Raw genomic sequence first — 26,433 nt, 5'->3', positions numbered from 1 at the left:
ACAATGTTCAAACCTTTAAGATTTTTTTTTCGATGGTTAACGAAAAAAATGCCTAAACGGCTTTATGCTCGCTCTTTAATCATTATTATCGCTCCCATGGTGCTTCTGCAAACGGTCATTGCTTATGTCTTTATGGAACGCCATTGGCAAATGGTAACCGAGCGTCTTTCAACGGCTGTCGTGCATGATATTGCAGCCATTATTGATATTCTTGAAACATATCCCCAACAAGATAACTATGAAGATATCAAGCGTATTGCACAACAACGTATGGGATTAAATATTTCTATTCTATCTCCTACCTCCTTACCCCCTCCAGGACCTAAGCCATTTTTTGCAATTCTTGACTATTTTTTAAGTGAAGAAATCACCCGCCAAATTAACCGTCCCTTCTGGATCGATACCGTAGGAGATTCTGATCTTGTTGAAATCCGCATCCACCTTGGTCACAATATCTTACGCGTCTTTGCTCCACGCAGCCAAGCTTATGCTTCCAATACTGCTATTTTTTTAAGCTGGATGGTAGGAACAGCTCTTGTTTTATTGCTGATAGCAATTTACTTTTTGCGCAATCAAATCAAACCGATTCAACAATTGGCTGAAGCAGCAGAAAGCTTTGGACGCGGTCGTCCTTTACCAAAAGGATTTCAACCACAAGGAGCTGATGAAGTTCGTCGTGCAGGCATCGCTTTTGTACGCATGCGTGAACGTATTGAACGCCAAATTGAGCAACGTACCATGATGCTCTCAGGAGTAAGTCATGATTTAAGAACCATTCTTACACGCTTTAAACTTCAGCTAGCATTAGCAAATACTGACTTTGATATTAAACCGCTTGAGCAAGATGTAAGTGACATGCAAAATATGTTAGAAGATTATCTTGCTTTTGCTCGTGGTGAAGGAAGTGAAAGTGTCAAAACTTTTGATTTAAATGCTCTTATGCAAAAATTCTCCGCCGATGCTCATCTTCACAAACGTCAATTTTCTTACACTATTGAAGGTCCTACAGAAATACAAGTACGTCCCCGTGCTTTCACACGCTTAGTCAGCAATCTTGTATCAAATGCATTTTGTTACGGTACGACCGTTAAACTAACCGCTAACTCTCAACTAGAATCTTTTATATTAATCATCGATGATAATGGACCTGGAATTCATGAAAATATGCGCACAGAAGTTTTTAAGCCATTCTTTCGACTTGATAAAGCGCGAAATCAAGATGCAAGTGGAACAGGACTTGGTCTTTCTATTGCCCAAGACATAGCACGCAGCCACGGTGGCAACATACAATTAGATGAGAGCCCTCTAGGGGGGGTGCGCGCTATTCTTGATATCCCCCTATGAGTAATATTTCAGCAAACCGTCTGTAAAAATAACAGACTGTATATTTTAGGCATTCCCTACAGTTTCAAACAAAGTGTACTGTAGTGCCTTGTAAGCACTTTCTCCCGACAAAGCAACCATCTGAAATGCAACATAATGGCTTTCACAGACTTTAAGTGCATGTATCAACAATGTTTCAACCTGTATATGAGATGGATGCATCCCACCAGCCAAAAGAAGACCTTGTCGATAAATAACTGAATTATTCCTTTGCCAGTAATCAAAATGTCCCAACAACAACTTTTCATTAATTGCTAGCAATAAGCGCTGTATTTCAGCTGTTTGAGCATTTTTTATAGAAAGATCAAACGAACAAGCTAAATGAAGTGCTTCATGCTCTTCCATCCATGAAAAAGCAAGACGATAGTTTGCACGTTTTCCTTCCACACAAACGCTAATTTCATCTTGTGCATCCCGCTCAAATGACCAATCATATTCACAGGCAATCTGTTCGATAAAGTCAACAGGGTGCTCTTTTCTTTCTGTGGCGCAAAATGCAAGCCTCATCACAATCCTCAATCATCTTTAAACATTGTCAACAGAATATAAACCATCTAAACTGTAACAATATTTTGCTACAATCAGAACCTTTACACCAAACAAATACACATAAAAACATCGACAGTACACAAACACCCAGAACACAATCGCGCTGTTTAGGGCAACCTGATAATCATAAAACGAATCATCAAGTCTTTTCAGTGTATTGATACAATTTCATAGCGCCAGCCCCCCTGATTCAAAAAAATGTATTTTACCCCCAAAAAAAATCAAAAATAAACAAATGCTCCGCTCTAACAGACTCAAGATTAAGCATTTTTTAGTTTCACGCATCATATTGAAAAATTGGGGATATTTTTTGAAGATTCTTTTTTTAAGAAACTATTTTACTTTTTTGTGTCTGCGTTTTTTAAATCATCTTTTTTTAAATCATCAAGGCGCCTTTTCAAATCAGCATTATCAGCATGGATTTTCAGCACCATCTCCTTAAAAGTCTCAAACTCTTCGCGAGAAACAAGATCAAGTTTGTTTGCTATCTTTTCAGCCTGCACACGAAAAGCTGTTCCAGCTTCACGTCGTATGCCTTGCGCAACGTCAGCAGCATCCGTTGCTAATTTTGCTAATTCATCAAAAATACGGTTTGATCCATTACGCATAACATTTTTCCTTAAATTTTAATTATTGACGCACGCATTATAGCGTATTCTCATAACATTTAGATACTGTAATTTGTTCCTTTTACTCTATATTTTACATACTATGTAGACTTTTCATAACGATTTTGTTTAAGAGTTTTTAATACTCCTTTTATCACCATATTTTTTTTACCGCGATAAATCAGTGGAAATCTATCACCCTTTCTGTCTAGCCTCCCTACTGACTTGACCATTGTGCATTCATCTGTCATTTCTGATCATCAGAGTCACTTCATATTCATCTCATAATGTAAGATGCTTAACTCATGAACAATTTGTCTTGTCCAGCCATTGCTTTTCCGTCTTTTCTTGATCCTGTCATTATCCAGCTAGGTCCTATAACACTTCATTGGTATGGACTTGGTTACGTGCTGGGTATTCTTTTTGCTTGGTGGTATGCGCAAAATTTATTAAAAAAAACATCTCTATGGTATAGAAACCACCCTCCTATGGATAAAGAGAAGATCGGAGATTTTGTTGTCTGGTCTGCCATAAGTGTTGTTGTTGGAGGACGTTTAGGACAAGTTCTTGTATGGGATCCCATTTACTATTTTAACCATCCAAGTGCTATCATTGCCGTATGGGATGGGGGAATGTCCTTTCATGGCGGACTTATTGGTATTATCATTGCTATGATCTGGTTTGCCCGTAAAAATCATATTAACATACGAGCCATGTTTGATATCATTGCTGCAGGTGCTCCTATTGGTATCGGCATTGTACGAATTTGCAACTTCATCAACCAAGAGTTATGGGGCAATATTACTACACATCCTTGGGCTGTTTGTTTTCCTCTCGATCCTTACTATTTACCGCGCCATCCAAGTCAACTTTATGAAGCATTTATGGAAGGATTTCTTCTCTTCATCATCCTGTGTCTTCTTATTTTTTGGTTCAAAGCATTAAAACGTCCCGGTACTGTATCAGGGATATTTATTATAGGCTATGCAATAGCACGCAGCATTTCTGAAATTTACCGTGCTCCTCAAGAAGATCCAGAATGGTTTTCCACACTTTTCCATTCTACTGGTTTTACTTATGGCATGGCTTTATCTCTTCCCATGTTTCTTTTAGGGGGATATCTTCTTCTCCATGCCTTTAAATATAAATCGACAGAAAATGGCCAGTCTCAAAGAAAAAATTAAAGAAATTATTGCCCTTAATGGACCAATCACTGTTAGCCAATATATGACGTTGGCACTCACCGATCCTCAATTTGGTTATTATCAAACACAAACACCTTTTGGACGTGCTGGTGATTTCATTACAGCACCTGAAATAAGCCAACTATTTGGAGAGATGATTGGCATTTGGACTCTTGCAAGCTGGAAAGCTCAAGGTTGTCCTTATCCTTTTATTCTCGCTGAAATAGGTCCAGGACGTGGAACTTTGATGGATGACATTTTGCGAACTATCCAAAAGCTCTCTCAAACGGCATTTAATGCTGCTGAAATTTTTCTGATAGAAATAAGCAAAAAACTTGCAAAAGAACAAAAAAAGCGCCTTTGCTCTTATCAAAAACAAATCCATAGCATTGAAAATTTTAATCAAATTCCTTCAAAACCTCTCTTCCTCATTGCTAATGAATTTCTCGATACACTCCCTATCAACCAATATATTAAAGTCAATGGAGAATGGAAAGAGCGCTGCATTACAGTCAATCAAAATGGAGATTTCATCTTTATTGCTGCCCCACATAGACTTCCCTCTTCTTGTCTACAAACCTATTGTTCTAAAGTGCCTGACGGAACAATTTTTGAACATGCCCCCTTACGACATCAGTTCATGAAACAAATCAGCCACCATTTAGTGCAAGTAACAGGTTCTGCTTTACTTATCGACTATGGTGCTTGTGATCTTGCTTTTGGTGATACGCTGCAAGCTCTCTCAAAACATAGATTTCGTGATGTTTTCGATGCCCCTGGTGAACATGACTTAACATCCCATGTTGATTTTTCTTTTTTAAAAACCATCGCTCTTGAACAGGGCTGTTTTGCTGAAATCTTCGAGCAAGGAGAATTTCTTTTTAAAATGGGGCTACTGGAGCGCGCAAAACAGCTTGGAGTGGGAAAAAGCACTCCTTTGCAAGATAAAATCTGCCAAGACATCGAACGGCTCGCTGGTCCAGATCAGATGGGAAAATTATTTAAAGTTTTACATTTCAGTGATAAAAACATCTCCATCCCTCCCCAATTATGATGATCAGCGCTTTTGTCAATAAGCACATCATTATCTGAAATATTCATTGACAAATATGAACATCTCCATCCTCATTTCAAATAATCTCCATAAGGAACTTTTATGAAATCTATCCCTCATCCCATTCTTGCAAAAAATCTTTCTACTTTACACAGCCATGGGATAAAACATGGATTTTTTACACGTCAAGGTGGTGTTTCAAAAAATCTTTATCATAGTCTTAATGTTGGGAAAGGTTCAAATGATCAACCTGAACATATCGTACAGAATCGTCTTTTGATCGCCAATTATTTTTCTATTGAGGCGAAAAATTTAGTCACAGTCAATCAAATACACTCCTGTAACATTGTCGTAGCTCATCAAGCAACTATCGGTACCCCTCCTCAAGCTGATGCTCTAGTTACGACCACCCCAGAACTCGTTATTGGGGTTCTTACAGCAGATTGCGGCCCCATTCTGTTTGCTGATCCACAAGCTGGAGTCATCGCTGCAACTCATGCTGGCTGGCGTGGAAGCTTAAATGGAATTATCGAGAAAACAATTGCTGTTATGGAAAAACAAGGAGCCAAAAGACAATCAATAACAGCAGTCCTTGGACCTTGTATTGGTCCATGCCACTACGAAGTAACAAGTGAATTTTACGACCAATTTATGGAGAGCCATAGCAAATTTCAAAAATATTTTTTAAAAACAGAAAAAGTCAATCATTTTCGCTTTAATCTATGGGCATTTATTATAAACACACTCAAAGAAGCAGGCGTTAATGCTTCTTGTGTAGAGCTTTGTACCTATCAAGATGAACAGCGTTTTTTCTCCTATCGCCGTGCAATTCACCGCAACGAACCCGATTACGGACGGCAAATTTCCGCTATTATGCTGAAAAACAAAAGATGAGCCCCTTTTATACTTGGAACAATACCAAAACTGCAAAACTAAACTTTTTATCCAAATGTAAAAATAAATCCCATTGTACTTTTCTTTTTTCACGAAATTATCTAGCAGCCCATAAAATATGATTGCCTTCGCTATGATCATTTCCAATGTTTGGTTATAATGATTGAAAGCAAGATTATACTTCATTTTATTACTCCCCTTCATTCATCTTCAATATGAAACATTCTCCATATTGAAAACATTTTTTATAAAGTAATAACCAAAAAGCTTAATCTATATGTATTTCTTTGCCACATGGAGAAAAAACTTTGCTCTAACAGTAATAAACTTTTGGAAAAAGAGACAACATACCGCATAGCTCTTTAACAATAATCGATAAAATTGTAAGGCTTTTGTAATTGTTCTCTTGCAATTTAATAAAAAGAAATTAAAAACCGTGTCGCATTCCCACCATGATAATTCAGAGGTTCTACTATGAAACTTTTCTGCGGAAATTCTAATCCACGCCTTGCTGAAGATGTTGCAAATTATTTGAATATCCCCTTAGGCAAAGCAACTGTAAAACGCTTTGCTGATCAAGAAATTTTCGTAGAACTGCATGAAAATGTACGTGGACAAGATGTTTTTGTTTTGCAATCTACATCCTATCCCGCAAATGATCATTTGATGGAATTGCTCATCATGATTGATGCCCTTCGTCGTTCTTCTGCGCGTCGTATTACAGCTGTTATCCCCTATTTTGGCTATGCCCGCCAAGATAGAAAACCAGGACCACGAACTCCCATTTCTGCAAAACTTGTTGCCAATCTCATTACTGAAGCAGGAGCCCATCGTGTTTTAACATTGGACCTTCATGCAGGACAAATTCAAGGTTTTTTTGATATCCCTACAGATAATCTCTATGCTGTCCCTGTCATTTCTCGCGATGTCAAAGTGCATTATTCTCTTGAAAATGTTATTGTTGTTTCACCTGATGTGGGTGGTGTGGTTCGCGCGCGCGCGCTCGCCAAGCGCTTGAACAGTTTGCTCGCTATTGTGGATAAACGTCGCGAAAGCCCCGGTGAATCAGAAGTTATGAATATCATTGGAGATGTATCGGGAAAAGATTGCCTTTTGCTTGATGATATTGTTGATTCAGGTGGAACTTTATGCAATGCAGCAAGTGCTCTGCTTAAACATGGTGCCAATAGTGTCACGGCTTATATCACACACGGTGTTCTTTCTGGTAATGCAATCGAACGAATTGCCAATTCAGAGATGAAAGAATTGGTTATTACAGATTCAATTATGCCAACACAAGCTATTGAGAAAACCCATAATATTCGTGTTTTGCCCATTGCCGACCTTATTGGAGAAGCAATAGCAAGGACAGCAGCAGAACAATCGGTTTCCAGCTTATTTGGTTAAAGTGGTTCCTTGGGGTCTCCCGGTGCTGTTTCAACACCAAGATCAGGAAATGCAACAATACGTTGACCACTAAAATGCGTGTGAATAACAATAAGTCCACGCTCTTCAAAGTAGGTTAAAAGTCGGCGTGCACGGCTTAAAGAATGAGTCCCATAAAGACGTGCTAAAAATGCATCAGATGGACAGGGCTTTCCCCCTAATGCGGCCTGTGCCACGTTCAAGAAGACTCCTTGAACATCTTCTTCCAAACTTTCTGATATCTGCAAAATATGTTTCCAACGTTCACTGACAGCCGTTTGTTCATCAACAAAAGCCTGAGCAATAGCCAACTTACGCCGAAATTGTGAAAGATTAAAAGGAACCTTTGACATACCATGGATACGACAACGAACTGAAAAATCTTGATAAAGCACCGCTGTTGAACGATAAAAAGCTTCAGAATCCTCAAGAATTTCCCGAATAATATGTTCTGCCTGCCCGTCACGCTCAACATCAGAAAGTTCAGGAAATAAACTCGGGTTTTCTTCCAACAACTCTTGTTTTTTATGCACGACCTCCTCTAACATCTCGTGCATTGATTTTTCCCTCATCGGCTCTCGTGTTTGTTTAAATGGCGTTAAAATTTCCTCTGGTGAAGCAGTAAAAACGAGCTCTTGTACATCATCTCGCTCTGTTGGAAGTGGCATTAATTTAGGGCTAGAAGAGCGTGCCAAAGTTTCAACAGAACCGATAATAATTGGTAAGGGACGTCGTGATAAAGCAGGGCCTAAAGCTATAAAATTTCCCCGTTCAAGATCTCTAAACATTTCCGCTTGGCGACGTTCCATCCCCAAAAGATCAGCGGCGCGCACCATATCAATATCTAAAAAAGTCCGCCCTATTAAAAAGTTTGAAGCTTCAGCCGCAACATTTTTGGCAAGCTTAGCCAAACGTTGTGTCGCAATAACACCAGCAAGACCACGTTTACGTCCTCGACACATAAGATTGGTCATAGCGCTCAAAGAAATTTTACGCGCTTCATCAGAAACTTCTCCTGCTGCAGTTGGAGCAAACAATTGTGCTTCATCGACAACGATAAGCATAGGATACCAATAATCACGTTCCACATCAAAAAGTGCCCCAAGGAAAGCCCCTACAGCACGCATCTGTTGTTCAGTATCCAAGCCTTCAAGATTAAATACCACTGAAACTCGATGTTGTCGAATGCGATGGGCAATACGAGTCAATTCTAGTTCACTACGTTGAGCCTCTACAATAACATGACCAAATTTATCTGCCAAAGTTACAAAATCGCCTTCTGGATCAATTACACAATGCTGCACCCACTTAGCACTTTGCTCCAAAAGACGGCGTAAAAGATGTGATTTCCCTGAACCGGAATTACCTTGTACAAGAAGACGTGTTGCCAATAATTCTTCTAAGTCAAGAAGTGCTGGCATCGATTTATGCAAAGCACGACTTTCTGACATCTCACCCAAGGCAATCTCAACCTTCATAACATCTCCAGTGTTTGATTTTGAACATATCAGTGCCAGCACATATTGGTTGATTCTCCATCCACACCGCAATTTGTAACATTTCCTCCTTTTTAACGGTAGAAATCATCGATTTTTCCCACAACTCTTGCATCTATGAATAGTTTGAACTATAGAACAAACTTCTGCGTAGACACCCTTGGAGGCAACGTAGAATGGAGTGATCGCTGTTGGTTAGCGCATATCTTCATATCCATGCAAAAACTGTTACTGTTTTTGAAGGATCTCCAATCATGTAAAAAGGACTTAAATTATGAGTAAAAGCTACACTCTTAAGGCCGAAAAACGCGAGCGGGTTGGTAAGGGGTCCTCCCGTGAACTTCGCCGCAACGGTCTTATTCCTGCTGTCATTTATGGTGAAAAACAACCACCCTTGGCAATAACAGTTCCCTATAAAGAAATTTTCTACAAAATTCATGCCGGTGGTTTTCGTACCACTATTGCAACGATTATTCTTGACAAGCAAAAAATTATGGTCTTGCCAAAAGACTATCAACTCGATCCCGTGCGTGACTTTCCCCTCCATGTAGACTTTTTACGCATTTCAGCAAAATCCGTTGTAGAAGTGAATATTCCTGTCCACTTCCTCAATGAAGATACGGCACCTGGACTTAAAAAGGGTGGTGTCCTCAATATTGTTCGGCACGAAATTGAATGTACAGCTCCAGCAAGTGCTATTCCTGAAGCTATTGAAATTGATCTCTCCAGCTACTCTATTGGTGATTCTATTCACATTTCAGCAGTGCAACTGCCAAAAGATGTGACTCCCATCATCCAAGATCGAGACTTTACCATTGCAACCATTGCAGCTCCTGCTGGCATGGATGTCAGCGATGAAACTTCTGAACAAGAAAATGATGAAGAAAACACGGAAACTTCATAAAACTCAAAAGGCGGGAATTTTTTCCGCCTTAATTTATGAGACATTACCCTTACTCATACTTTGACTGAAGATACACATGTGGCTTATTGCTGGTCTTGGCAATCCTGGTTTACAATATCAAAACAACCGCCATAATATCGGCTTTATGGCTGTTGATGCCATTTATCAGTCCTTCTCTTTTTCTCCATGGTCAAAGAAGTTTCAAGCAGAAATCTCCAATGGTTTCATAAATAATGAGACAATTTTTCTTATAAAACCACAAACTTTTATGAATCTTTCTGGTCAAGCTATTGGCGAAGCTTTGCGATTTTATAAATTAGATTTGAAGAATTTGATCATCATTTATGATGAGTTAGACCTGTCACCGGGAAAAGTTCGTATAAAAATTGGTGGAGGAAATAATGGGCATAATGGCATTAAGTCTATTGATGCCCATTGTGGTACTGACTATTGTCGTATACGCATAGGAATTGGTCATCCTGGAAGCAAAGAACTTGTTCATCAACATGTCTTGGGAAATTTTACCAAATCTGATCAAGAATGGTTATCCCCTCTCTTAGAGACAATTGCAAAAAATATCGCTCTCCTTATAAAAGATGAGAAATCCCTCTTTATGAATGAAGTTTCACAAACGATAAAACACAATCAGAACCATTAGCTTGCGTGCCCCTGTCGCGTGAAGAATATGAATAAGAACTCTTAAAAAAAATCCTCTTATAAACTTTCTCAAAGACAAAATCTGTTGGCAACGTGAGAAGCTAGAAAATAGAATCAAAATACAAGCTTGTATACACTTTTGAAAAAGAAAGGCTTATCTTCTCTTTTAAGAAAAAGAGAAGATTGAACAGAAAACCAAAATACTTAAATGGCTCTCTCCAATCTTCTCCCCCAAATTAAAAAAAATCATTTGGCTGAATGGTTGCCTGTAGCGGATCGTAGCCATTTGATTGTTGACTATAAACTGTAGGAATACTCCTATTGTTTTGCAATACCACAACACGCGAACCAACGGGAACACGATCATAAAGATCGATAATATCTTGATTAAGCAAACGAATGCACCCACTTGAAATAGCACGCCCAATTGACCACGATTCGTGTGAACCATGAATACGGAAAAGTGTATCTTTCCCATTTTTGAACAAATAAAGTGCCCGCGCACCTAATGGATTATCGGGCCCTGGTGGCATTCCTTTCCCAAGATGACCATAACGTTCTGGTTCTCGAGCCATCATAGCTGCAGTAGGAGCCCAATTTGGCCACCGACGCTTGCGCTGTATAACCCCCTCACCTTCAAATGCTAGGCCTTCTTTACCGACCCCAATCCCATAACGCAAAGCTTTTCCATTTTCACCAATAAGGTAAAGAAAACACTCTTGCGTATCTACAACCAATGTCCCAGGCGCATAAGATGTATAATAAATCACTTCTTGTCGCCAATATTTTGGATCAATTGTCGCAAGATCAACAGCAGGTAACGAATAGGTCTCATTCGTTACAGGACCATACAAAGCCTGTATTTCTGGTGGAATGTATCGAACTTGTTGAAAAGAAACCGATGACATATCTGACTGATGTGTAGCACATCCAGCCAAAGCCAAAAGTGCTGCAATTAAAAAGGCATAACGAGATAACACTCTTCTATTTTCTCCGATTAATTATTTATGCAGATTTGCATACCATGAAAAACTTAGCACAATATTAACATTAATTCGAAGTTTTCTTATCCTTGTAACTAAGGAGAACAATAAGGTAAGAAGAACTAAGGTAAAAAAAGCAGATACCTGCTACTTTATACTTTTTTCTCACTTATCGCAAGGCAAGGACTATAACTCTTCTGAAAATATGCTATAAAAAGGAAGCTTTATCTTGACCATAAAATTAATAGAAAAGAAAGACTCTCATGGGCTTTAAATGCGGTATTGTCGGATTACCTAATGTTGGGAAATCAACTCTTTTTAATGCATTAACAAAAACAGCCTCGGCACAGGCTGCCAATTATCCTTTTTGTACCATTGAACCCAATACCGGTGAAGTTGCTGTTCCAGATTTACGAATGGAAAAAATTGCATCAATCGCTGGTTCAAAAGAAATAATTCCTACACGCATTAACTTCGTTGATATTGCGGGACTTGTACGAGGTGCTTCAAAAGGCGAAGGTTTAGGGAACAAATTTCTAGCCAATATTCGCGAAGTCGATGCCATTGTCCACGTTTTACGCTGTTTTCAAAATGAAGATATTACCCACGTAGAAGGACGTATTGATCCTGTTAGTGATGCAACAACGGTTGAAACCGAGCTCATGCTTGCGGATCTTGAAAGTCTTGATAGACGAATCGTACAAATCCGTAAACGAGCAACTGGAAAAGACAAAGAAGCTCTCGCAATTCTACCCGTTATGGAAAAAGCATTAAACATACTACAACAGGGAAACCCTGTCCGCTTATTGCTCAAAGATATCTCTTCCGATGAACACCAAATTCTTAAGAGTTTAAATCTTTTAACTTCCAAGCCTGTACTTTATGTTTGCAACGTAAGCGAAAATGACGCCGCTCATGGAAATAGCTTTACCCAAACAGTTGAAAAAATGGCAACAGAGCAAAATGCGCAAAGCATTATCATTTCTGCTTCTATCGAAGCGGAAATCACACAACTAAGTGATGCTGAAGCATCAGAATATCTCAATGCTTTAGGACTCTTTGAACCGAGTCTCAATCGCCTCATTCGCGCTGGTTACCATTTACTTGATCTCATTACTTACTTCACCTGTGGGCCTAAGGAAACACGAGCATGGACAATTACGCGTGGTACAAAAGCTCCCCAAGCAGCTGGCGTTATTCACTCAGATTTTGAGCGCGGTTTCATTCGTGCCCAAACCATCAGCTACAATGACTATATTGCTCTGGGTGGAGAAAGCGGTGCAAAAGAAGCAGGAAAAGCCCGCGATGAAGGAAAAGAATACATTGTGCAAGATGGCGATGTCATGTTATTTAAACATAATACTTAAATCTTCACTCTGTCTTAATAATTTATCTTGAAAACTTTGAAATAGCTCCTTGGAATCTTGTCGCAAAAGCTCTCAAGAGTTTTTGGAACAAAAAAACTGTTGCTAGCATATTATTATGATAGCAACAGCTTGATCCCTTAAAGAATAGAAAGATAGAATTAGTGTGCCCAACGCCCTTCGTATTTAAATGTTGGAGCGTTCTTTAAAGAATCTTTTGTTGCATTTGTAATGAGTTTCCATTTACCATAATCATTTGTCATCTGGATTGTTTCTGGAGAAACGACCACATAACTCTCGCCTATGCCAAGAAAACCACCAACAGCAATAACAAATCCTGCAATATTATTTTCACGCAAAATAATATCTTTTACTTCACCAATATTTTCATCTTCTATATTATATACATTGGCGCCTATAAGACTGGAAGCAACAAAATCCGTTGCTAAAGGTGTCACATAACGCACAGACTTATCTATCCCCACCTGTACAATACCCGTCGAAGAGATCATTTCAGGTTTTGAAGGCACTTCAAAAGACTGAGCATAAGTACTAGAAACCATCAAAATTGACATAAGAGTAGTACATGCAATTTTTTTCATTTTAACATCTCCATTTTTACTTTGCTTTTACTTTATAAAACCTCAATGCATCATAAAAAGATTTGTTCCTTATGCTCTTTATACTCTATACTCTTTTGAGCCTTGTCGCTTTACCCTTTTCTCTTTATTTCGTCTTTTATTTCTTTCTCTAATTCTTCTTCTAAACGACACCAAATACGATTTTTTAAAATATAAACAAACCCTGCAAAAATGATTAAAAATAAAATAACACGAAAACCGGTTTTTTTACGAATTTCCATATGAGGATCGGCAGCCCACATCAAAAAAGCAGAAACATCGCGCGCATAATGTTCAATAATTTCTGGAGTTCCATCTTCATAAGCAACCATACCATCACTCAAAGGAGGAGCCATCGTTAAAGAATTACCGGCAATAAAATAAGGATTATACCAATAACCATTCGCAATTTTTATCTCCTTCGGTGCCTTCTGATATCCTGTTAAAAGAGCTGTAATATAATCTGGACCAGCTGTATCATAATGAGTTAATACATCCGTAATTAAAGCAGGAAACGGCAAAGATACCCCACGTGCACGTGCCATCAATGACAAATCTGGAGGATAAGCATTATTCAAAATAAATCTTGCTTCTTCTTCATACGCAAAGGGAGAAGGAAAATAATCCGTTGCAACCCCAGCACGTTTAAAAAATTTTCCTTCTCGATTAGGACCATCGCGCACTTCATATTGCCCCGCCAAAGCTTTGATCTGTTCTTGATCATACCCAAGAGCTTTTAAATTGCGAAAAGCCACATATTTTAGCCCATGGCAGCTGGAACAAACTTGTTTATAAACCTTTAATCCGCGCCTCAATTGCGCCTTATCATAAAACCCAAATGGACCTGAAAAACTCCATTCTTGTTTTTTAGGAACTTGTAAAGGAAAAGAAATAAATCCCTCTTCCTGATCAGAGTCATCACTCGCTAAACTCTGAGCAGAAAAGCTCATAGCAACAATAAAAATCAGTCCGACAAAAACATTTACCATAGTCTCTTTTTCTGTTTTAAATCTTGCATAATTGAAGAAGGAAGAGAACAATTTTTTTCAAACGCTGGCAAAATCGGCAAAATAACCAAAAAAAATATAAAATAATAAACAGTAGCCAATTGTGTCCATAAAAGAATTTTATCACTTATTTCTCTTGACCCCAACCAACCAAGAAAAACGACATCAATAACCAACGCCCAAAAGAAAATTTTATAAACAGGTCGATATCTTGCTGAACATATTTTAGAGCGGTCTAACCATGGCACAAAAATTAAAATGCAAATCGAACTGACGAATAAAACAAAGCCAACAAAGTTTGAAGAGAAAATACCAATATCAAAGGTTATAGCACGAAGCATCGCATAAAAAGGCAAAAAATACCATTCTGGAACCACACGAAGAGGTACCTTTAAAGGATCTGCCACACTATAATTTTCAGCCTGCCCCATATAATCGGGCATATAAAACAAAAACCAGGCAAAGAAGATCAGAAAAACAGTAATAGCAAAAATATCTTTGATAAGCGCATAAGGCGAAAATGGAACTGTTTCCTTATCTGATTGTATAGCAAGACCCGTTGGATTACCTTGCCCAACACAATGAATTGCCCAAATATGCAGCCCCACAAAAAGAAGCAAAATAAATGATAAAACATAATGGAAAACATAAAAACGATTCAACGTTGGTTGTCCTACGACATAACCACCCAGAAGTGTCTCATGCAACCATGTCCCCACCAAAGGTATCGTTTTAAAAAGCCCTGCAATCACTGAAGCCGCTGAAATAGACATCATCCCCCAAACAAGCACATAACCAAAAAATGCTATTGCCATCATGATGATATAAATAAAAATACCTGTAACCCATACCATTTCTCGCATATTTTTATAAGAACCATAATAAAGTCCACGTGCTAAATGGATATAAACGGCAATAAAAAAAAACGAAGAGCCTACACAATGCCATGGACGAAAAAGCCAACCAAACTGCCCTTCACGCCGAAATCGTTCACTGGTTTCAAAAGCCAAATGAATATCCGGAACATAATGCATAGCCAAGACAATACCAGTCAAGAGCTGTGATAAAAGCATAATGGTTAAAATACCGCCAAATGTGTAAAAGTAATTAAGATTACGCGGAACAGGAAAAATCACAAATGCATTATAAAAAAAACGAGGAAGAGGAAAACGCTTATCAAACCAACGGGCAAGAGCACTTTTAGGACAATAAGGAGGAAACCTTACCATGACTTTATCCTATTTTGAGTAAAGTATCAGAAAGAAATTGGTAAGGTGGAATAGTCAAATTATAGTTAGCTGGGCCTGACCGCACTCTTCCAGCGGTATCATAAACAGACCCATGACAGGGACACAACCATCCTCCAAATTTACCCGATTGCCCAAGTGTTACACAGCCTAGATGCGTACAAAGATTAATAACAATCAGCCAATTTTCACGTCCTTTACCTGCTGAACGCGCAAAATCTGTTGCTTCTTTTTCACCCTCAAGATTAGGATTGCGCGCTTGACGATCTTTTAGAAGTCTCAATTCAGTAGCGCGCGCATCAGCAATTTCTTTTGCCGTACGATTTCGAATAACAACAGGCTGTCCTCGCCACTTTACCGTCACCGACATCCCCTCTTCAATACCAGAAAGATCAACTTCAACAGAGGAAGATGCCAAAACAGCTTCATCTGGACGCAACTGACGGATAAAAGGCCACGCAACCGCTCCCATTCCAACTGCTCCTGCAACAGCTGTTACCAAAAACAGAAAATCCCGCCTCGTTTGCTCACCCATGGACTTAACTTAAAGAGACACTTTGCTAAAACATTTTTTTACCATACCCTCTCCCATTGTACAATGCTTGATCACTCAGTTACCTCAACCATAAAAACATCCCCGTAAAAAACTCCTGCCATTTGTATGGTTTATACAAAAACTGTTTTATAATGATAATTCATCGTTTTACAGAGTGAATGAAATCCTGAAACACGTAAGTTTCTTTCATTTCAAACCTATTCATATTAACCAATCAAAATTACTCCCCCACCCGTGAAAATCAGAAATAGCATAAACCCTTCTAAAGAAAGAAACATTGTCGTTATGACCATATCTCAGTAAATAAGTTGAGCTTATCAGTTATTTCTTTAACACATTTACAGCATCTCTCCCTTCCTCAATTCCAACTGGTTGCATGAGCATTTTTTTTGCTTCTGTTTTTGCATAAAAAGCATATTTTGTTGATTTTAATTAAAATGGATGATCTAGCCTCATTAAATACCCCACTTTTCAACATAATGAGCCAATCCATTTCATGGATCGCTCAATAAAAGGAAGTCTCTAATAGGGAGCTTCTCTCTGATCCCAAACAGACCTGTATACATAACTTTTTCCCTGAAATTTAAAGGGAATAAAAATTAACCGTAAAAAACATGTATTTCTCAAAGCATATTTTTCGAATAAATTGTGGTGCTTCTTTACAAAGTCGAAAGAAAAATCATATTACAGAGAACATGACACTTCATATAGCTCTTTTCCAACCTGATATTGCTGGTAATACTGGAACGATTTTACGTCTTAGCGCTTGCTTTGGTTTACATGTGCACATTATTGAACCTGCAGGCTTTAATCTGTCGGATCGTAATCTCAAACGCGCAGGATTGGATTATCTCGAATACGCTTCCTTAGAACGACACATTGATTGGCAACATTTTATAAGCTCCATGAAACACTTTAACCGCCGCCTGTTGCTTTTAAGTACAAAAGCAAAAACATGCTATACGCAGATATGCTATCAGGAAAATGATGTTTTACTTTTTGGTCGCGAAACAGCTGGCGTTCCCGATTATGTTCATGAAGCGGCCGATTACACATTGAAAATTCCCATGCAACCACAGGCACGCTCTCTAAATCTCGCCATGAGCGTAGCCATAACAACAGGAGAAGCATTACGCCAAATTGGTTATCATGAAAGAAACTGTAATCTATAAAAACACAACAATTCCATTAAAATATTTAATATAATGCTAAAAAAGCATGAACTATAGTTTTTTAATAAATAAAAAGGTATTTTGTATAGAATATTACAAATAATTAAAAGCGCATACTTTTTAATTATACTTTTAAAATGGATTACAGAACACCTCTAAAAGCCCATAAGTTATCTCGAAGAAAAATATATGACACATAAATAATAAAAACGCTTTAATACCGTCACTTCTCTCACAAAGTACAAAATGCCATTGTGTTGCTCCTTTATACACTCGATTTAAATAAACAGTTCTTAATGCCCGTCACATCCACCTACCCTACCAACTGTGAATGATATAGTCTCCCCCTCGTGCATAATATAAAATCCCTTGAGCATCTCCCCTCTTTATACTCATATAAAGTGCAAACCGCTATCACTATTCTCCTTATTCGTTTTCACTTTTAAGAATCCTTATCTTTGAGATGGTTTATAAAAGGCATTTTTCTTTCCTGTAATCGTTTTTACTCATACAAATTCCCCCGTTCGTGACACATAAGACAATAATTTTGATTGATGTAATATGCACAAGTTTGAAATAAGATAACCTCACAATATTCAGAGCTCTTATTTCACATGAATAATGATGAATTATTCTTAAATTAATATGTTGACTTAAAAAGTAAAAACAATAGTGGGGCTATAAACAGCAATATTATAAATCAATTGTTTCTAATAATGCATGACGATCCATTAAAAATCCGCTTTCAACCCATATCATTTCTAGCTCTTTAAGCTTTTTTCCTAAAAGTACACCTTTCGTAAAACCTTTCCTTATTAAATCGTTACCATTAATAGGAAAAGTTGGAATCTGCCATTTTTGGGCAAGTTGATAAAGCTTGACATAACCATCTGCTTTTTGCAAAGCATCACTTTTTTCCAAATGATCAAGATGTGATGCAGCGACAGACAACGATAATTGATCTAAAACTGGCTGTCGTCCATGAAAATAAATCAGTTTTTGCACAAAATGATCAGAACAGTTTTGGTTTATTATTTCTAACTCTGCCCATTCCTTTAATCGCATTGTTTCCTTATGGGAAAAACGCAAGCGCTGTGCCATTTCATGAAGACGTATGGGGTCAGGAGGAAGAAGGCTTTCTAGCCGTAACAATGAATCAACTTTCCAACCAAGAGTCTGTTCTGTCTTCACCAATGCGTGAATTGCATCAATGCCCCATCGTTCTGTTTCAGGAAAAATGAATGCCAAAATTCTGCTTTGTCGCATCCATAAAAGAGCACGCGTTGGATCAGAAGCGGCAAGAAGCTTTTTCATTTCTGCCCAAATACGCTCAGAGGAAAGTTTTTTTAAACCGTGTTTTAAACGAACACATGCCTTCAATCCTTGCACATCAGGTCGCCCCGCTCCATACCACGCAAAAAAGCGAAAAAACCGTAAAATACGCAAATAATCTTCGCAAATACGATCTTCTGCAACCCCAATAAAACGAACTGTTCGGCTAGCAATATCACTCAAACCTCCCACATCATCATAAAGGTTGCCATCAGCATCACAATAAAGTGCGTTTATCGTAAAATCCCGCCGTTCAGCATCTTTTTTCCAATCACGACCAAATGCCACTTTTGCATGACGCCCATCCGTTTCAATATCGCAGCGAAGCGTTGTAACCTCATAAGAACATGAATGAGCAACCACTGTTATCGTACCAAAAGCAATCCCTGTAGGAATAGCTTTAAATCCTGCTTTTTCTACACGTGCGATAATCTGTTGCGGCAAGCAGGTTGTGGCAATATCAATATCACTAATAGGCTGCCCTAGCAGTTGATTGCGTACTGCTCCCCCTACAATACGCGCCTCTTCCCCCTCCAAAGACAAAACGCGAAGAAGTGTCTGAATATCACTTTGTTGTAACCACGCAACCTGTTTGAAGTTCTGTCTTATATTCACCCTTTAACCTTTCAAAAAAGTTGTCTTCATTTCTTTAAAGAACTCTCTTCATAAAACAAAATTTTTAAGACATCCCTTATAAAACACGCCTATTTCTTCCAAAGAAACTGTTCTCTTCTATACACGAATATAAAAAAAACGGCATATGATACTTCATTTCTTCTCATTTTCTGTTACAAACAATAAGATATCCATTATCATGCAGAGAAAATTACTATTTTTGCGACAAACACCTTAAGGAAGAAATATGAGTCAACATGATACGTCACCCAATTCTGTGAAAAAGGTTAACACCAATCATGAGGCCCAAGTAATTATTGATGATATTGATACAGCCCATAAAGAATTGGATATTCTGCAACAAGAAATTGACAAAGTTATTTTTGGACAAAGTCATGTAATTGAATATGCTTTAGTCGCTATTTTTGCTGGTGGTCATGCGCTTCTTGTCGGTGCTCCAGGACTTGCTAAAACACGTCTTGTTGAAACACTGGGAACAGTCTTAGGGCTTGATGAAAAACGCATCCAATTTACCCCTGACTTAATGCCATCGGACATTATTGGTTCTGAAATTATGGATTCCGATAAAGATGGTAAACGTTCTTTTCGCTACGTTCAAGGTCCTATTTTCACGCAACTTCTCATGGCTGATGAAATCAATCGTGCCTCTCCACGGACACAATCAGCTCTTTTACAAGCTATGCAAGAATATCATGTTACCGTTGCAGGTACCCGTTATGATTTACCACAACCTTTTCATGTTCTTGCAACGCAAAATCCTCTCGAACAAGAAGGAACCTATCCACTTCCTGAAGCACAATTGGATAGATTTTTGATGCAAATCGATATTGACTATCCTGATCTTACAACAGAGCGGCGGATCATTTTAGAAACAACAAAAGAAAAAAAATCAAATGCAAAACCAATTTTATCCGCCCTAAAATTGCAAAAAATTCAAAATATTGTTCGCAAAATGCCCCTTTCAGAAAATGTTGTCGAGGCTATTTTAAAAATTGTCCGATCAGCGCGCCCTCATAAAGACAATGGCCTTGCCAATACTTATGTTTCTTGGGGACCTGGTCCACGAGCATCACAAGCCCTTTCACTTTGTGTTCGCGCTCGTGCTCTTTATTATGGACGCTTAGCCCCTTCACTTGATGATGTTGAAGCATTGGCCTATCCCGTATTACAACACCGCATGGCTCTTAATTTTTCTGCCCGTGCTGAAGATATAACCGTAAAAGATATTATCAATAACCTTGTGAAAGATGCTCTTTGAATGGCACTTGGCAAAAAAGTTTTACAAAAGCCTCCATTGTCGCTGGCAAATGAACTGCATAAGGATACTGGCAAAATGCCATATTTCCTTTTACAAGCGCGTCATATCGCTAATACACTGATAACCGGATGGCACAGACAACGTAAAAGCGGTAATGGGGAAAACTTTTGGCAATTTCGTCCCTATATGGAAGGAGAATCCATTACCCGCATTGATTGGCGTCGCTCAGCGCGTGATGAAAATACGTATCTGCGCGAAAACGAATGGCAAATGACACAAACCGTTTGGCTTTGTCCTGATCAGAGCGCATCAATGCATTACTGTTCGCGCTTTTCTAAAATCTCTAAAGGTAATCATGCCATTATTCTTACCCTTACCTTAGCATCACTTCTTGCACGCAGTGGCGAACATATTGCTATTCCCAACTTAATGTCCCCCACAATGACATCCAATGTCGTAGAACGAATAGCCTTTGCTTTAGAAAATCATTCAGATGAAAATTCATTTCCGGATTTTTCAACGATTACACGCTTTTCACATGTCGTTATAATGAGTGATTTTCTCGACTATCCTGAAAAAATCATCCAACATTTAACCGTTTTAACTACAAAACAGGTGACAGCTCATTTAATTGAAATTTCTGATCCCGCAGAAGAAAGCTTTCCCTACACAGGTCACACAGAATTTTTGGATCCTGAAACAAAAGAGAAACATGTTTCCACTAAAGCAGAAGATCTTCGTAAGAGCTATTGTAAACTATATCACGCAAGGCGACAAGAATTGGTAAATTTTTGCGCACGCCAAGGATGGTCTTATCACGTTAGTACAACGGATCAACCTTTAACAGAGACCATTTTTCATCTTGCAAATACAATGAGCGACTCTCCATTGCAAAAAAGGAGGGCACGTTGAGTTTTGCTGCTCCCTTTCTGTTACTAGGGCTTTTGTTCCTACCGGTCATTTGGTGGCTGTTGCGGATAACTCCTCCATCTCCGCGTAAAGAGCTTTTTCCCCCTTTTCGCTTCTTACCCAAACCAACTCATCAACAAGAAACAGCAAAACATACACCTTGGTGGTTGCTCTTGTTGCGTTTAACCATAGCGGCACTTGTTATCATAGCTCTAGCACGCCCCACTTGGAATCAAAAACCAATCAGCTTTTCTGGGTCTCAACCCCTTGCACTCATTATTGATAATGGTTGGGCATCTGTAAAAGAATGGAAAAAACGCGTCTCTACCGCTGAAATGCTCCTTGCACAAGCAGAAAAACAGAAAAAAAATATTTATCTTGTTGCAACGGCTGAAAATGATATCTCCAATATAGAGCCCCAACCAGCCAAGATTATAAAACAGCATTTAATGCATTTGCAACCGCGTCCTTGGCCTGTCAACCGTGTGCATGCCTTCAAAAAACTCAGCGAAATAACCAAAGGAAAACCTCTTGATATTGCTTATTTAAGTGATGGATTACGAACAAATGAAGATGAGCAAGCTTTTGCTCATCTTGAAGAATTAAAACCTAGAAACTTCTTGTGGTATTTGACTGATATTTCCAATTTAACCGGCATAACATCCATAGAAAATAACAATGGAAACATGGGCGCGCGTATTATCCGCTCAACAACACACAGTAACACTCCCGCTACACTCAGTCTCTACGATTCAAATAATCAACTTCTCGGACAATTTACGAAAAATTTCTCCGAAGGAGAAACAACAGCTCTTGTTCCTTTTGATGTACCACTTGAACTACGCAATGATATCGCTTGGATAAAAATAAACAATCAAAACCATGCTGCTGCAACCTTCTTGGTAGACAGCCATCACAGGATAAGCCGTGTTGCTCTTCTTTCACCCGATACCAATGAAATGGCACAGCCTTTACTTGCTCCATTTTATTACATTATCAAAGCCTTACAAGGTCATACACAACTTATAACAGCCGGTGGAAGAGAACTTTCAACGGATATTGATCATTTGCTTAAACAAAATCCATCTGTTTTGATTATGGGTGACATTGTTAACATGCCCCCACAAGCAGAAAAAAAACTTTCTGATTTTGTGAATAAAGGAGGAACACTCATCCGTTTTGCAGGAGAAAAACTCAGCAGCGCAGAACATTACGATAACCTTCTTCCGATACCACTGCGCCCAGGTCAACGCTCCCTTGGAAGTATTATGTCTTGGACAAAGCCACAAAAGCTTGCCCCTTTTGCAAAAAATAGCTTTTTCTTTGGTCTTCCTTTTCCAGAAGATGTCACTGTCTCGCGCCAAATCCTCGCAGAACCAACCCCAGATCTTTTTGAAAAAACGTGGCTTAGCCTTTCGGATGGAACCCCTCTTATTACCGCAGCAAAACGTGGTAAAGGAACCCTCATTCTCATTCATGTTGCTCCTGATCCTACATGGTCTAATCTTCCTCTTTCCGGCTTTTTTGCACAAATGTTGCAAAAATTAATCACATTAAGTACCTATGAAAATACAAACCTAACACACAGAGAAAAAAGAACAGTGCTACAAAACCCTTGGCGAACTATAGCCGTTGACGGACAATTACAAGTCCCACCCTCTGATGTTGTTCCACTGGTCTTTGATGCTCAAAATCCACCCCGTCCTTCCTATCATACTCCACTAGGACTTTATGGTGTCAAAAACGATTTTTATGCGCTTAATCTCTTAACTCATTCATCGCGCTTGGTGAAACAATCATCATTGCCACCTTCTCTTAACAAGAGTCCTTTATCTTACGATACAAAAGAAAAAAATCTTACCGGTCCACTTTTAGGATTAGCCATCTTATTATTCGCCTTTGATAATTTTCTCATTTTATGGATGGGAGGTATTTTTTCTTTCAATAAACGGCATAATATGTTTTTCCTCCCTCTCATAATTCTTATTGCCTTGTTTGCATATGCTCCAATTCTTCATGCACAAACGATAGAAAATCATCATGATAGTGTAAAAGCCGCTGGTGCAACACATCTTGCCTACGTTATAACCAACAATCGTGAAATTGATACAACGAGTAAAAGTGGTCTAGAAGCCTTAAGCCAATTTATCGCAGAGCGCACAATGCTTGCCCCTGGCTCTGTTACAGCACTTGATCTCGATAAAGATGAGCTCTCCTTTTATCCTCTTATTTACTGGCCAATTGATGTTAAAAGTCCTATACCAACTCCCACAAGCCTTGAAAAAATAAATAATTTTATGAAACATGGAGGAACAATTTTATTTGACACACGCGATCAGATAAAGAGCAATCTTAATCTTGAAGGAGATGCCACTCCAGAAACGCAAAGATTACGAACCATCTTAAAAGGATTAAACATTCCATCCATTGAGCCAGCATCAACAGATCATGTTGTTGCACGTTCCTTTTATATTATGCCAGATTTTCCTGGTCTCTACCGTGGTTCACCTTTATGGATTGAATCCTCCTCAACAAACAAAAAAAATAAAAATTCTCTTGCCAGCGGCGATAATGTAAGTTCTCTTCTCATTACTGCCAATAACTTTGCCGGTGCTTGGGCACTCGATGAAAAAGGAACATGGAAATATCCCCTTGTTCCCAATGATCCAATGCAGCGTCTATGGGCATTTCGCGCAGGTTTAAATATTGTTCTTTATGTGCTTACAGGAAACTATAAAGCGGACCAAGTTCATGTTCCAGCGCTCTTGGAACGCTTTAAAAGAGAAAGAAGGCAATGATACCATTTTTCACTTTTCAGCCTTTCTTACCACTCTTTTGGATTCTGCTCTTAAGCGGAATATCCTTTCTTTTTGTCGTTGTTGGTCTTGTTACGCAACGTCAAGGTTCTTTATTTCGTCTGATAGCATTAAGCGCCCTCATCCTTGCTTTGCTCAATCCAATGATCATAAAAGAACAGCGCGAACCACTGAAAAGCACAGTGGGAATTGTTATTGACCGCAGCAAAAGCCAAACATTTGGAACACGTACAAACGACAGTGATGAAGCGCGTGCGCAATTAACTCAAGCATTGGCGCATTATCCACAATTTGAACCACGTTTTATTGAAGCTGGAAAACTTGCTGATAATCAGTATGCGCCCTCAACGAATTTGTTTGAGGCTTTAACACAAGCAGTATCTGATGTACCGCTCTCTCGTTATGCAGGAACCATTTTTATCACCGATGGACAAGTCCATGACATCCCTGACCTATCAGATCTTCATCATGAAGCACCTCTCAATGCTCTGATTACAGGATACTCAGACGAATTTGATCGTCAAATCAAGTTTATTTCTCCTCCACGCTTTGCCCTTGTCAACAAACCACAAACGCTCTCCATTTTGGTAGAAGATAAAGGCCCCGCCAAAAAAACAATACCACAGAAAGCAAATATTACACTAAGCGTCAATGGACAAGACATTGGCCATTATTCTGTGACTCCTGGCGTGATTTTTCAAACTGAAATTACCCTTCCTCATGCTGAAAAAAATATTATCCAAGTTATAACTGATCCACACAAAGGTGAACTAAGCTTGGAAAACAACCGCGCCATAACAATTATTGAAGGAATCAGAGAAAATTTACGTGTTCTTCTTATTTCAGGTGCTCCTTATAATGGAGAACGAACATGGCGTGACCTTTTGAAAGGTGACTCCAATATTGATCTTGTTCACTTTACTATTTTGCGTCCCCCCACCAAAGCAGATAATACGCCCTCAAGCCAATTATCCTTAGTGGTCTTTCCCACAAGAAAACTCTTTGTTGAAGAAATTAATAACTTTGATCTCATCATCCTTGATGGCTACCAGCACTCTACTGTTCTCCCCTTAATCTATTATGATTATATCGCCCAATATGTACAAAAGGGGGGTGCATTGTTGATGGTAACAGGACCTGAATTTACCCAAAAAAACTCACTTGCGAAAACACCTTTAATAAGCATTCTACCGGCATTGCCCAATGGGACTATTATCGAAAAACCGTTTCGCCCTACATTAACCAAAGAAGGTGAACGCCATCCTGTTACAAGAGGTCTCGCAACACTTAACCTTCCCGCATCTCAATGGGGACAATGGTTGCGACAAATTGCTATTCAAAACATAAATAACGGAATCGCCCTCATGAAAGGAGCTAATGAACAACCACTTTTAATTCTCTCCCATGTTGATAAAGGGCGTGTAGGCATGTTGCTTTCTGATGAAAGTTGGCTTTGGGCTCGAGGTTTTGAAGGTGGTGGTCCTTATGCTGCTCTTTATCGACGAATTGCCCATTGGCTCATGAAAGAACCAGAACTTGAAGAAGAAAAATTAAGTGCAACCAGCAGCCATCATCATTTAACAATTCGCCGTCAAACTCTAAAAGACCATCCAGAACCCGCTGAAATAATCTTTCCCTCTGGGAAAAAAGAAAATATTACTCTGACCAAAGAGCAAGAAGGCCTTTTTACTGCAACTGTGACCACTGATGAGACAGGAATTTTTACCATTAAAAATGGCGATTTAACAATACTTTCTTCTGTAGGGATGCTCGATAATCTTGAGTTGTTTGACTTGACTTCAACACAAGAAAAACTAGCCCCCATTATTAAGCACACTGGTGGCTACATCAGACGTTTACACTCTGAGGGAAAAGAAAACATTCATCTTCCTCCATTCAAGCTGATTCAATCAAAAACAAGTCCGTCCTCTTCCCCAGCACACTCAATTGTTCTGAAAGAAGCAACAGAAACCCGTTTAATCAATACCTTTTATTTTTCGATATTTTCTGGTTTTTTGGCACTGCTCATCTGTCTTTTACTGTTGAGCAGTATGTGGTATCGTGAAGGACGTTAAAAAATCTGAAATTTCGTATAATAGTTTTTAAAATTCAGCTTATTCTTTTATGTATTTACTTGTCTTTATAATTATACAACAAATTGATTTATAATTAAAAATACAGTATAATTCTCCTTATTTTAAATATCCTCATATTAAAACAATAAAAAACATTCTCTTGTGTGTTATTAGAAGAGATGCTGTATGGATAGAAACCATTGAAGAAAGAGTGAAATACCTCTTATGAATCCTCTTAAAGCAAAGCAAGGATTTTTACAAAATTGGGGGGAATAGTATGATGGTTTTTATTTGTGCTAGCTTA

22 protein-coding genes are annotated in these 26,433 nt (G+C 38.7%); 13 read left to right on the top strand and 9 right to left on the bottom strand.

Annotated features, from left to right (window positions below; genetic code table 11):
• The first annotated feature begins 3 nt into the window (after positions 1-3).
• Entirely contained in the window at positions 4-1,344 is a 1,341-nt protein-coding gene (locus ACFIJJ_RS01665; protein ID WP_375645749.1) for an ATP-binding protein, read from the top strand.
• Between the two features lie 45 nt (positions 1,345-1,389).
• Here the strand turns inward: ACFIJJ_RS01665 and ACFIJJ_RS01660 are convergent, their stop codons facing one another.
• Both ACFIJJ_RS01660 and ACFIJJ_RS01655 read right to left on the bottom strand, forming a co-directional pair.
• Positions 1,390-1,890, bottom strand: a complete 501-nt coding sequence (locus ACFIJJ_RS01660) for a YbjN domain-containing protein (protein WP_375622251.1) — start codon at positions 1,888-1,890, stop codon at positions 1,390-1,392.
• A gap of 380 nt (positions 1,891-2,270) precedes the next feature.
• Positions 2,271-2,540, bottom strand: a complete 270-nt coding sequence (locus tag ACFIJJ_RS01655) for an accessory factor UbiK family protein (protein ID WP_375622252.1) — start codon at positions 2,538-2,540, stop codon at positions 2,271-2,273.
• 305 nt (positions 2,541-2,845) lie between these two features.
• On the opposite strand from ACFIJJ_RS01655, the gene lgt reads away from it, so the two are divergent.
• The 4 genes from lgt (at position 2,846) to ACFIJJ_RS01635 (ending at position 7,079) form a co-directional block, all read left to right on the top strand.
• Entirely contained in the window at positions 2,846-3,724 is an 879-nt protein-coding gene (gene lgt / locus ACFIJJ_RS01650) for a prolipoprotein diacylglyceryl transferase (RefSeq protein ID WP_375622253.1), read from the top strand.
• Positions 3,699-4,778 carry a class I SAM-dependent methyltransferase gene (locus ACFIJJ_RS01645; protein ID WP_375645801.1) on the top strand — a complete coding sequence of 360 codons (1,080 nt, stop codon included), beginning with the start codon at positions 3,699-3,701 and terminating at the stop codon, positions 4,776-4,778. The genes lgt and ACFIJJ_RS01645 overlap by 26 nt, the downstream gene beginning before the upstream one ends.
• Before the next feature lie 102 nt (positions 4,779-4,880).
• Positions 4,881-5,672, top strand: coding sequence for a peptidoglycan editing factor PgeF (pgeF, locus tag ACFIJJ_RS01640; RefSeq protein ID WP_375645748.1), 792 nt, complete (start codon positions 4,881-4,883; stop codon positions 5,670-5,672).
• A gap of 474 nt (positions 5,673-6,146) precedes the next feature.
• A complete protein-coding gene (locus tag ACFIJJ_RS01635; protein WP_273791232.1) occupies positions 6,147-7,079 on the top strand; it encodes a ribose-phosphate pyrophosphokinase in 933 nt (310 codons plus the stop codon).
• Here the strand turns inward: ACFIJJ_RS01635 and ACFIJJ_RS01630 are convergent.
• Positions 7,076-8,575 (bottom strand): helicase HerA domain-containing protein, encoded by a 1,500-nt coding sequence (locus ACFIJJ_RS01630; RefSeq protein ID WP_375645746.1) that lies wholly within the window; start codon positions 8,573-8,575, stop codon positions 7,076-7,078. The genes ACFIJJ_RS01635 and ACFIJJ_RS01630 overlap by 4 nt on opposite strands.
• 292 nt (positions 8,576-8,867) lie before the next feature.
• Between ACFIJJ_RS01630 and ACFIJJ_RS01625 the strand changes: the two genes are divergently transcribed.
• Together ACFIJJ_RS01625 and pth are read left to right on the top strand one after the other, a co-directional pair.
• Positions 8,868-9,497, top strand: a complete 630-nt coding sequence (locus ACFIJJ_RS01625; protein WP_273791234.1) for a 50S ribosomal protein L25/general stress protein Ctc — start codon at positions 8,868-8,870, stop codon at positions 9,495-9,497.
• Positions 9,498-9,573: 76 nt separating this feature from the next.
• Positions 9,574-10,155: an aminoacyl-tRNA hydrolase gene (gene pth, locus ACFIJJ_RS01620; protein WP_375645745.1), complete on the top strand. Its 582-nt coding sequence runs from the start codon at positions 9,574-9,576 to the stop codon at positions 10,153-10,155.
• 235 nt (positions 10,156-10,390) lie between these two features.
• Here the strand turns inward: pth and ACFIJJ_RS01615 are convergent, their stop codons facing one another.
• Positions 10,391-11,134, bottom strand: coding sequence for a L,D-transpeptidase (locus ACFIJJ_RS01615; RefSeq protein ID WP_375622258.1), 744 nt, complete (start codon positions 11,132-11,134; stop codon positions 10,391-10,393).
• Positions 11,135-11,400: 266 nt separating this feature from the next.
• On the opposite strand from ACFIJJ_RS01615, the gene ychF reads away from it, so the two are divergent.
• A complete protein-coding gene (ychF, locus tag ACFIJJ_RS01610) occupies positions 11,401-12,504 on the top strand; it encodes a redox-regulated ATPase YchF (protein WP_375622259.1) in 1,104 nt (367 codons plus the stop codon).
• Between the two features lie 158 nt (positions 12,505-12,662).
• On the opposite strand, the gene ACFIJJ_RS01605 is transcribed toward ychF, so the two are convergent.
• The 4 genes from ACFIJJ_RS01605 to petA all read right to left on the bottom strand — a co-directional run bounded on the left by ACFIJJ_RS01605 (position 12,663) and on the right by petA (position 15,910).
• Positions 12,663-13,103: a PRC-barrel domain-containing protein gene (locus ACFIJJ_RS01605; RefSeq protein WP_375622260.1), complete on the bottom strand. Its 441-nt coding sequence runs from the start codon at positions 13,101-13,103 to the stop codon at positions 12,663-12,665.
• A gap of 110 nt (positions 13,104-13,213) precedes the next feature.
• Complete coding sequence (locus tag ACFIJJ_RS01600) at positions 13,214-14,110, bottom strand: cytochrome c1 (protein WP_375622261.1); 897 nt, start codon at positions 14,108-14,110, stop codon at positions 13,214-13,216.
• Positions 14,104-15,357, bottom strand: a complete 1,254-nt coding sequence (locus ACFIJJ_RS01595; protein WP_375622262.1) for a cytochrome bc complex cytochrome b subunit — start codon at positions 15,355-15,357, stop codon at positions 14,104-14,106. Before ACFIJJ_RS01595 ends, ACFIJJ_RS01600 begins: the two co-directional genes overlap by 7 nt.
• Before the next feature lie 4 nt (positions 15,358-15,361).
• On the bottom strand, positions 15,362-15,910 hold the full coding sequence (gene petA, locus ACFIJJ_RS01590; RefSeq protein WP_375622263.1) for a ubiquinol-cytochrome c reductase iron-sulfur subunit: 549 nt from the start codon (positions 15,908-15,910) through the stop codon (positions 15,362-15,364).
• 716 nt (positions 15,911-16,626) lie between these two features.
• Here petA and ACFIJJ_RS01585 point away from each other — a divergent pair.
• Positions 16,627-17,103 (top strand): tRNA (cytidine(34)-2'-O)-methyltransferase, encoded by a 477-nt coding sequence (locus ACFIJJ_RS01585; protein ID WP_375645743.1) that lies wholly within the window; start codon positions 16,627-16,629, stop codon positions 17,101-17,103.
• Between the two features lie 693 nt (positions 17,104-17,796).
• Here the strand turns inward: ACFIJJ_RS01585 and ACFIJJ_RS01580 are convergent.
• Entirely contained in the window at positions 17,797-19,050 is a 1,254-nt protein-coding gene (locus ACFIJJ_RS01580) for a CCA tRNA nucleotidyltransferase (RefSeq protein ID WP_375622264.1), read from the bottom strand.
• Between the two features lie 247 nt (positions 19,051-19,297).
• Here ACFIJJ_RS01580 and ACFIJJ_RS01575 point away from each other — a divergent pair, with 247 nt between their 5' ends.
• From ACFIJJ_RS01575 to ACFIJJ_RS01560, 4 genes are read left to right on the top strand one after another with little or no spacing between them, the layout of a single operon-like run.
• A complete protein-coding gene (locus ACFIJJ_RS01575; RefSeq protein ID WP_375622265.1) occupies positions 19,298-20,329 on the top strand; it encodes an AAA family ATPase in 1,032 nt (343 codons plus the stop codon).
• Positions 20,330-21,241, top strand: a complete 912-nt coding sequence (locus ACFIJJ_RS01570; RefSeq protein WP_375645742.1) for a DUF58 domain-containing protein — start codon at positions 20,330-20,332, stop codon at positions 21,239-21,241. It begins immediately after the preceding gene.
• Positions 21,238-24,036, top strand: coding sequence for a DUF4159 domain-containing protein (locus ACFIJJ_RS01565; protein WP_375645741.1), 2,799 nt, complete (start codon positions 21,238-21,240; stop codon positions 24,034-24,036). The genes ACFIJJ_RS01570 and ACFIJJ_RS01565 overlap by 4 nt, the downstream gene beginning before the upstream one ends.
• Positions 24,033-26,129 carry a glutamine amidotransferase gene (locus ACFIJJ_RS01560; RefSeq protein WP_375645740.1) on the top strand — a complete coding sequence of 699 codons (2,097 nt, stop codon included), beginning with the start codon at positions 24,033-24,035 and terminating at the stop codon, positions 26,127-26,129. Before ACFIJJ_RS01565 ends, ACFIJJ_RS01560 begins: the two co-directional genes overlap by 4 nt.
• Positions 26,130-26,433: the final 304 nt, after the last annotated feature.

Origin of the sequence: Bartonella sp. TT29SHDZB, assembly GCF_042193395.1 — a bacterium.
GTDB lineage: Bacteria > Pseudomonadota > Alphaproteobacteria > Rhizobiales > Rhizobiaceae > Bartonella.
The sequence above is the reverse complement of the archived record's forward strand: the minus strand, read 5'-3'. Positions and strand labels throughout refer to the sequence as shown.

Excerpts from the sequence above, each read along its gene's own strand:
- ACFIJJ_RS01665 (WP_375645749.1), top strand. The coding sequence starts at position 4 with ATGTTCAAACCTTTAAGATTTTTTTTTCGATGGTTAACGAAAAAAATG.
- ACFIJJ_RS01660 (WP_375622251.1), bottom strand. The coding sequence starts at position 1,890 with ATGAGGCTTGCATTTTGCGCCACAGAAAGAAAAGAGCACCCTGTTGAC.
- ACFIJJ_RS01655 (WP_375622252.1), bottom strand. The coding sequence starts at position 2,540 with ATGCGTAATGGATCAAACCGTATTTTTGATGAATTAGCAAAATTAGCA.
- lgt (WP_375622253.1), top strand. The coding sequence starts at position 2,846 with ATGAACAATTTGTCTTGTCCAGCCATTGCTTTTCCGTCTTTTCTTGAT.
- ACFIJJ_RS01645 (WP_375645801.1), top strand. The coding sequence starts at position 3,699 with ATGGCCAGTCTCAAAGAAAAAATTAAAGAAATTATTGCCCTTAATGGA.
- pgeF (WP_375645748.1), top strand. The coding sequence starts at position 4,881 with ATGAAATCTATCCCTCATCCCATTCTTGCAAAAAATCTTTCTACTTTA.
- ACFIJJ_RS01635 (WP_273791232.1), top strand. The coding sequence starts at position 6,147 with ATGAAACTTTTCTGCGGAAATTCTAATCCACGCCTTGCTGAAGATGTT.
- ACFIJJ_RS01630 (WP_375645746.1), bottom strand. The coding sequence starts at position 8,575 with ATGAAGGTTGAGATTGCCTTGGGTGAGATGTCAGAAAGTCGTGCTTTG.
- ACFIJJ_RS01625 (WP_273791234.1), top strand. The coding sequence starts at position 8,868 with ATGAGTAAAAGCTACACTCTTAAGGCCGAAAAACGCGAGCGGGTTGGT.
- pth (WP_375645745.1), top strand. The coding sequence starts at position 9,574 with ATGTGGCTTATTGCTGGTCTTGGCAATCCTGGTTTACAATATCAAAAC.
- ychF (WP_375622259.1), top strand. The coding sequence starts at position 11,401 with ATGGGCTTTAAATGCGGTATTGTCGGATTACCTAATGTTGGGAAATCA.
- ACFIJJ_RS01605 (WP_375622260.1), bottom strand. The coding sequence starts at position 13,103 with ATGAAAAAAATTGCATGTACTACTCTTATGTCAATTTTGATGGTTTCT.
- ACFIJJ_RS01600 (WP_375622261.1), bottom strand. The coding sequence starts at position 14,110 with ATGGTAAATGTTTTTGTCGGACTGATTTTTATTGTTGCTATGAGCTTT.
- ACFIJJ_RS01595 (WP_375622262.1), bottom strand. The coding sequence starts at position 15,357 with ATGGTAAGGTTTCCTCCTTATTGTCCTAAAAGTGCTCTTGCCCGTTGG.
- petA (WP_375622263.1), bottom strand. The coding sequence starts at position 15,910 with ATGGGTGAGCAAACGAGGCGGGATTTTCTGTTTTTGGTAACAGCTGTT.
- ACFIJJ_RS01585 (WP_375645743.1), top strand. The coding sequence starts at position 16,627 with ATGACACTTCATATAGCTCTTTTCCAACCTGATATTGCTGGTAATACT.
- ACFIJJ_RS01575 (WP_375622265.1), top strand. The coding sequence starts at position 19,298 with ATGAGTCAACATGATACGTCACCCAATTCTGTGAAAAAGGTTAACACC.
- ACFIJJ_RS01570 (WP_375645742.1), top strand. The coding sequence starts at position 20,330 with ATGGCACTTGGCAAAAAAGTTTTACAAAAGCCTCCATTGTCGCTGGCA.
- ACFIJJ_RS01560 (WP_375645740.1), top strand. The coding sequence starts at position 24,033 with ATGATACCATTTTTCACTTTTCAGCCTTTCTTACCACTCTTTTGGATT.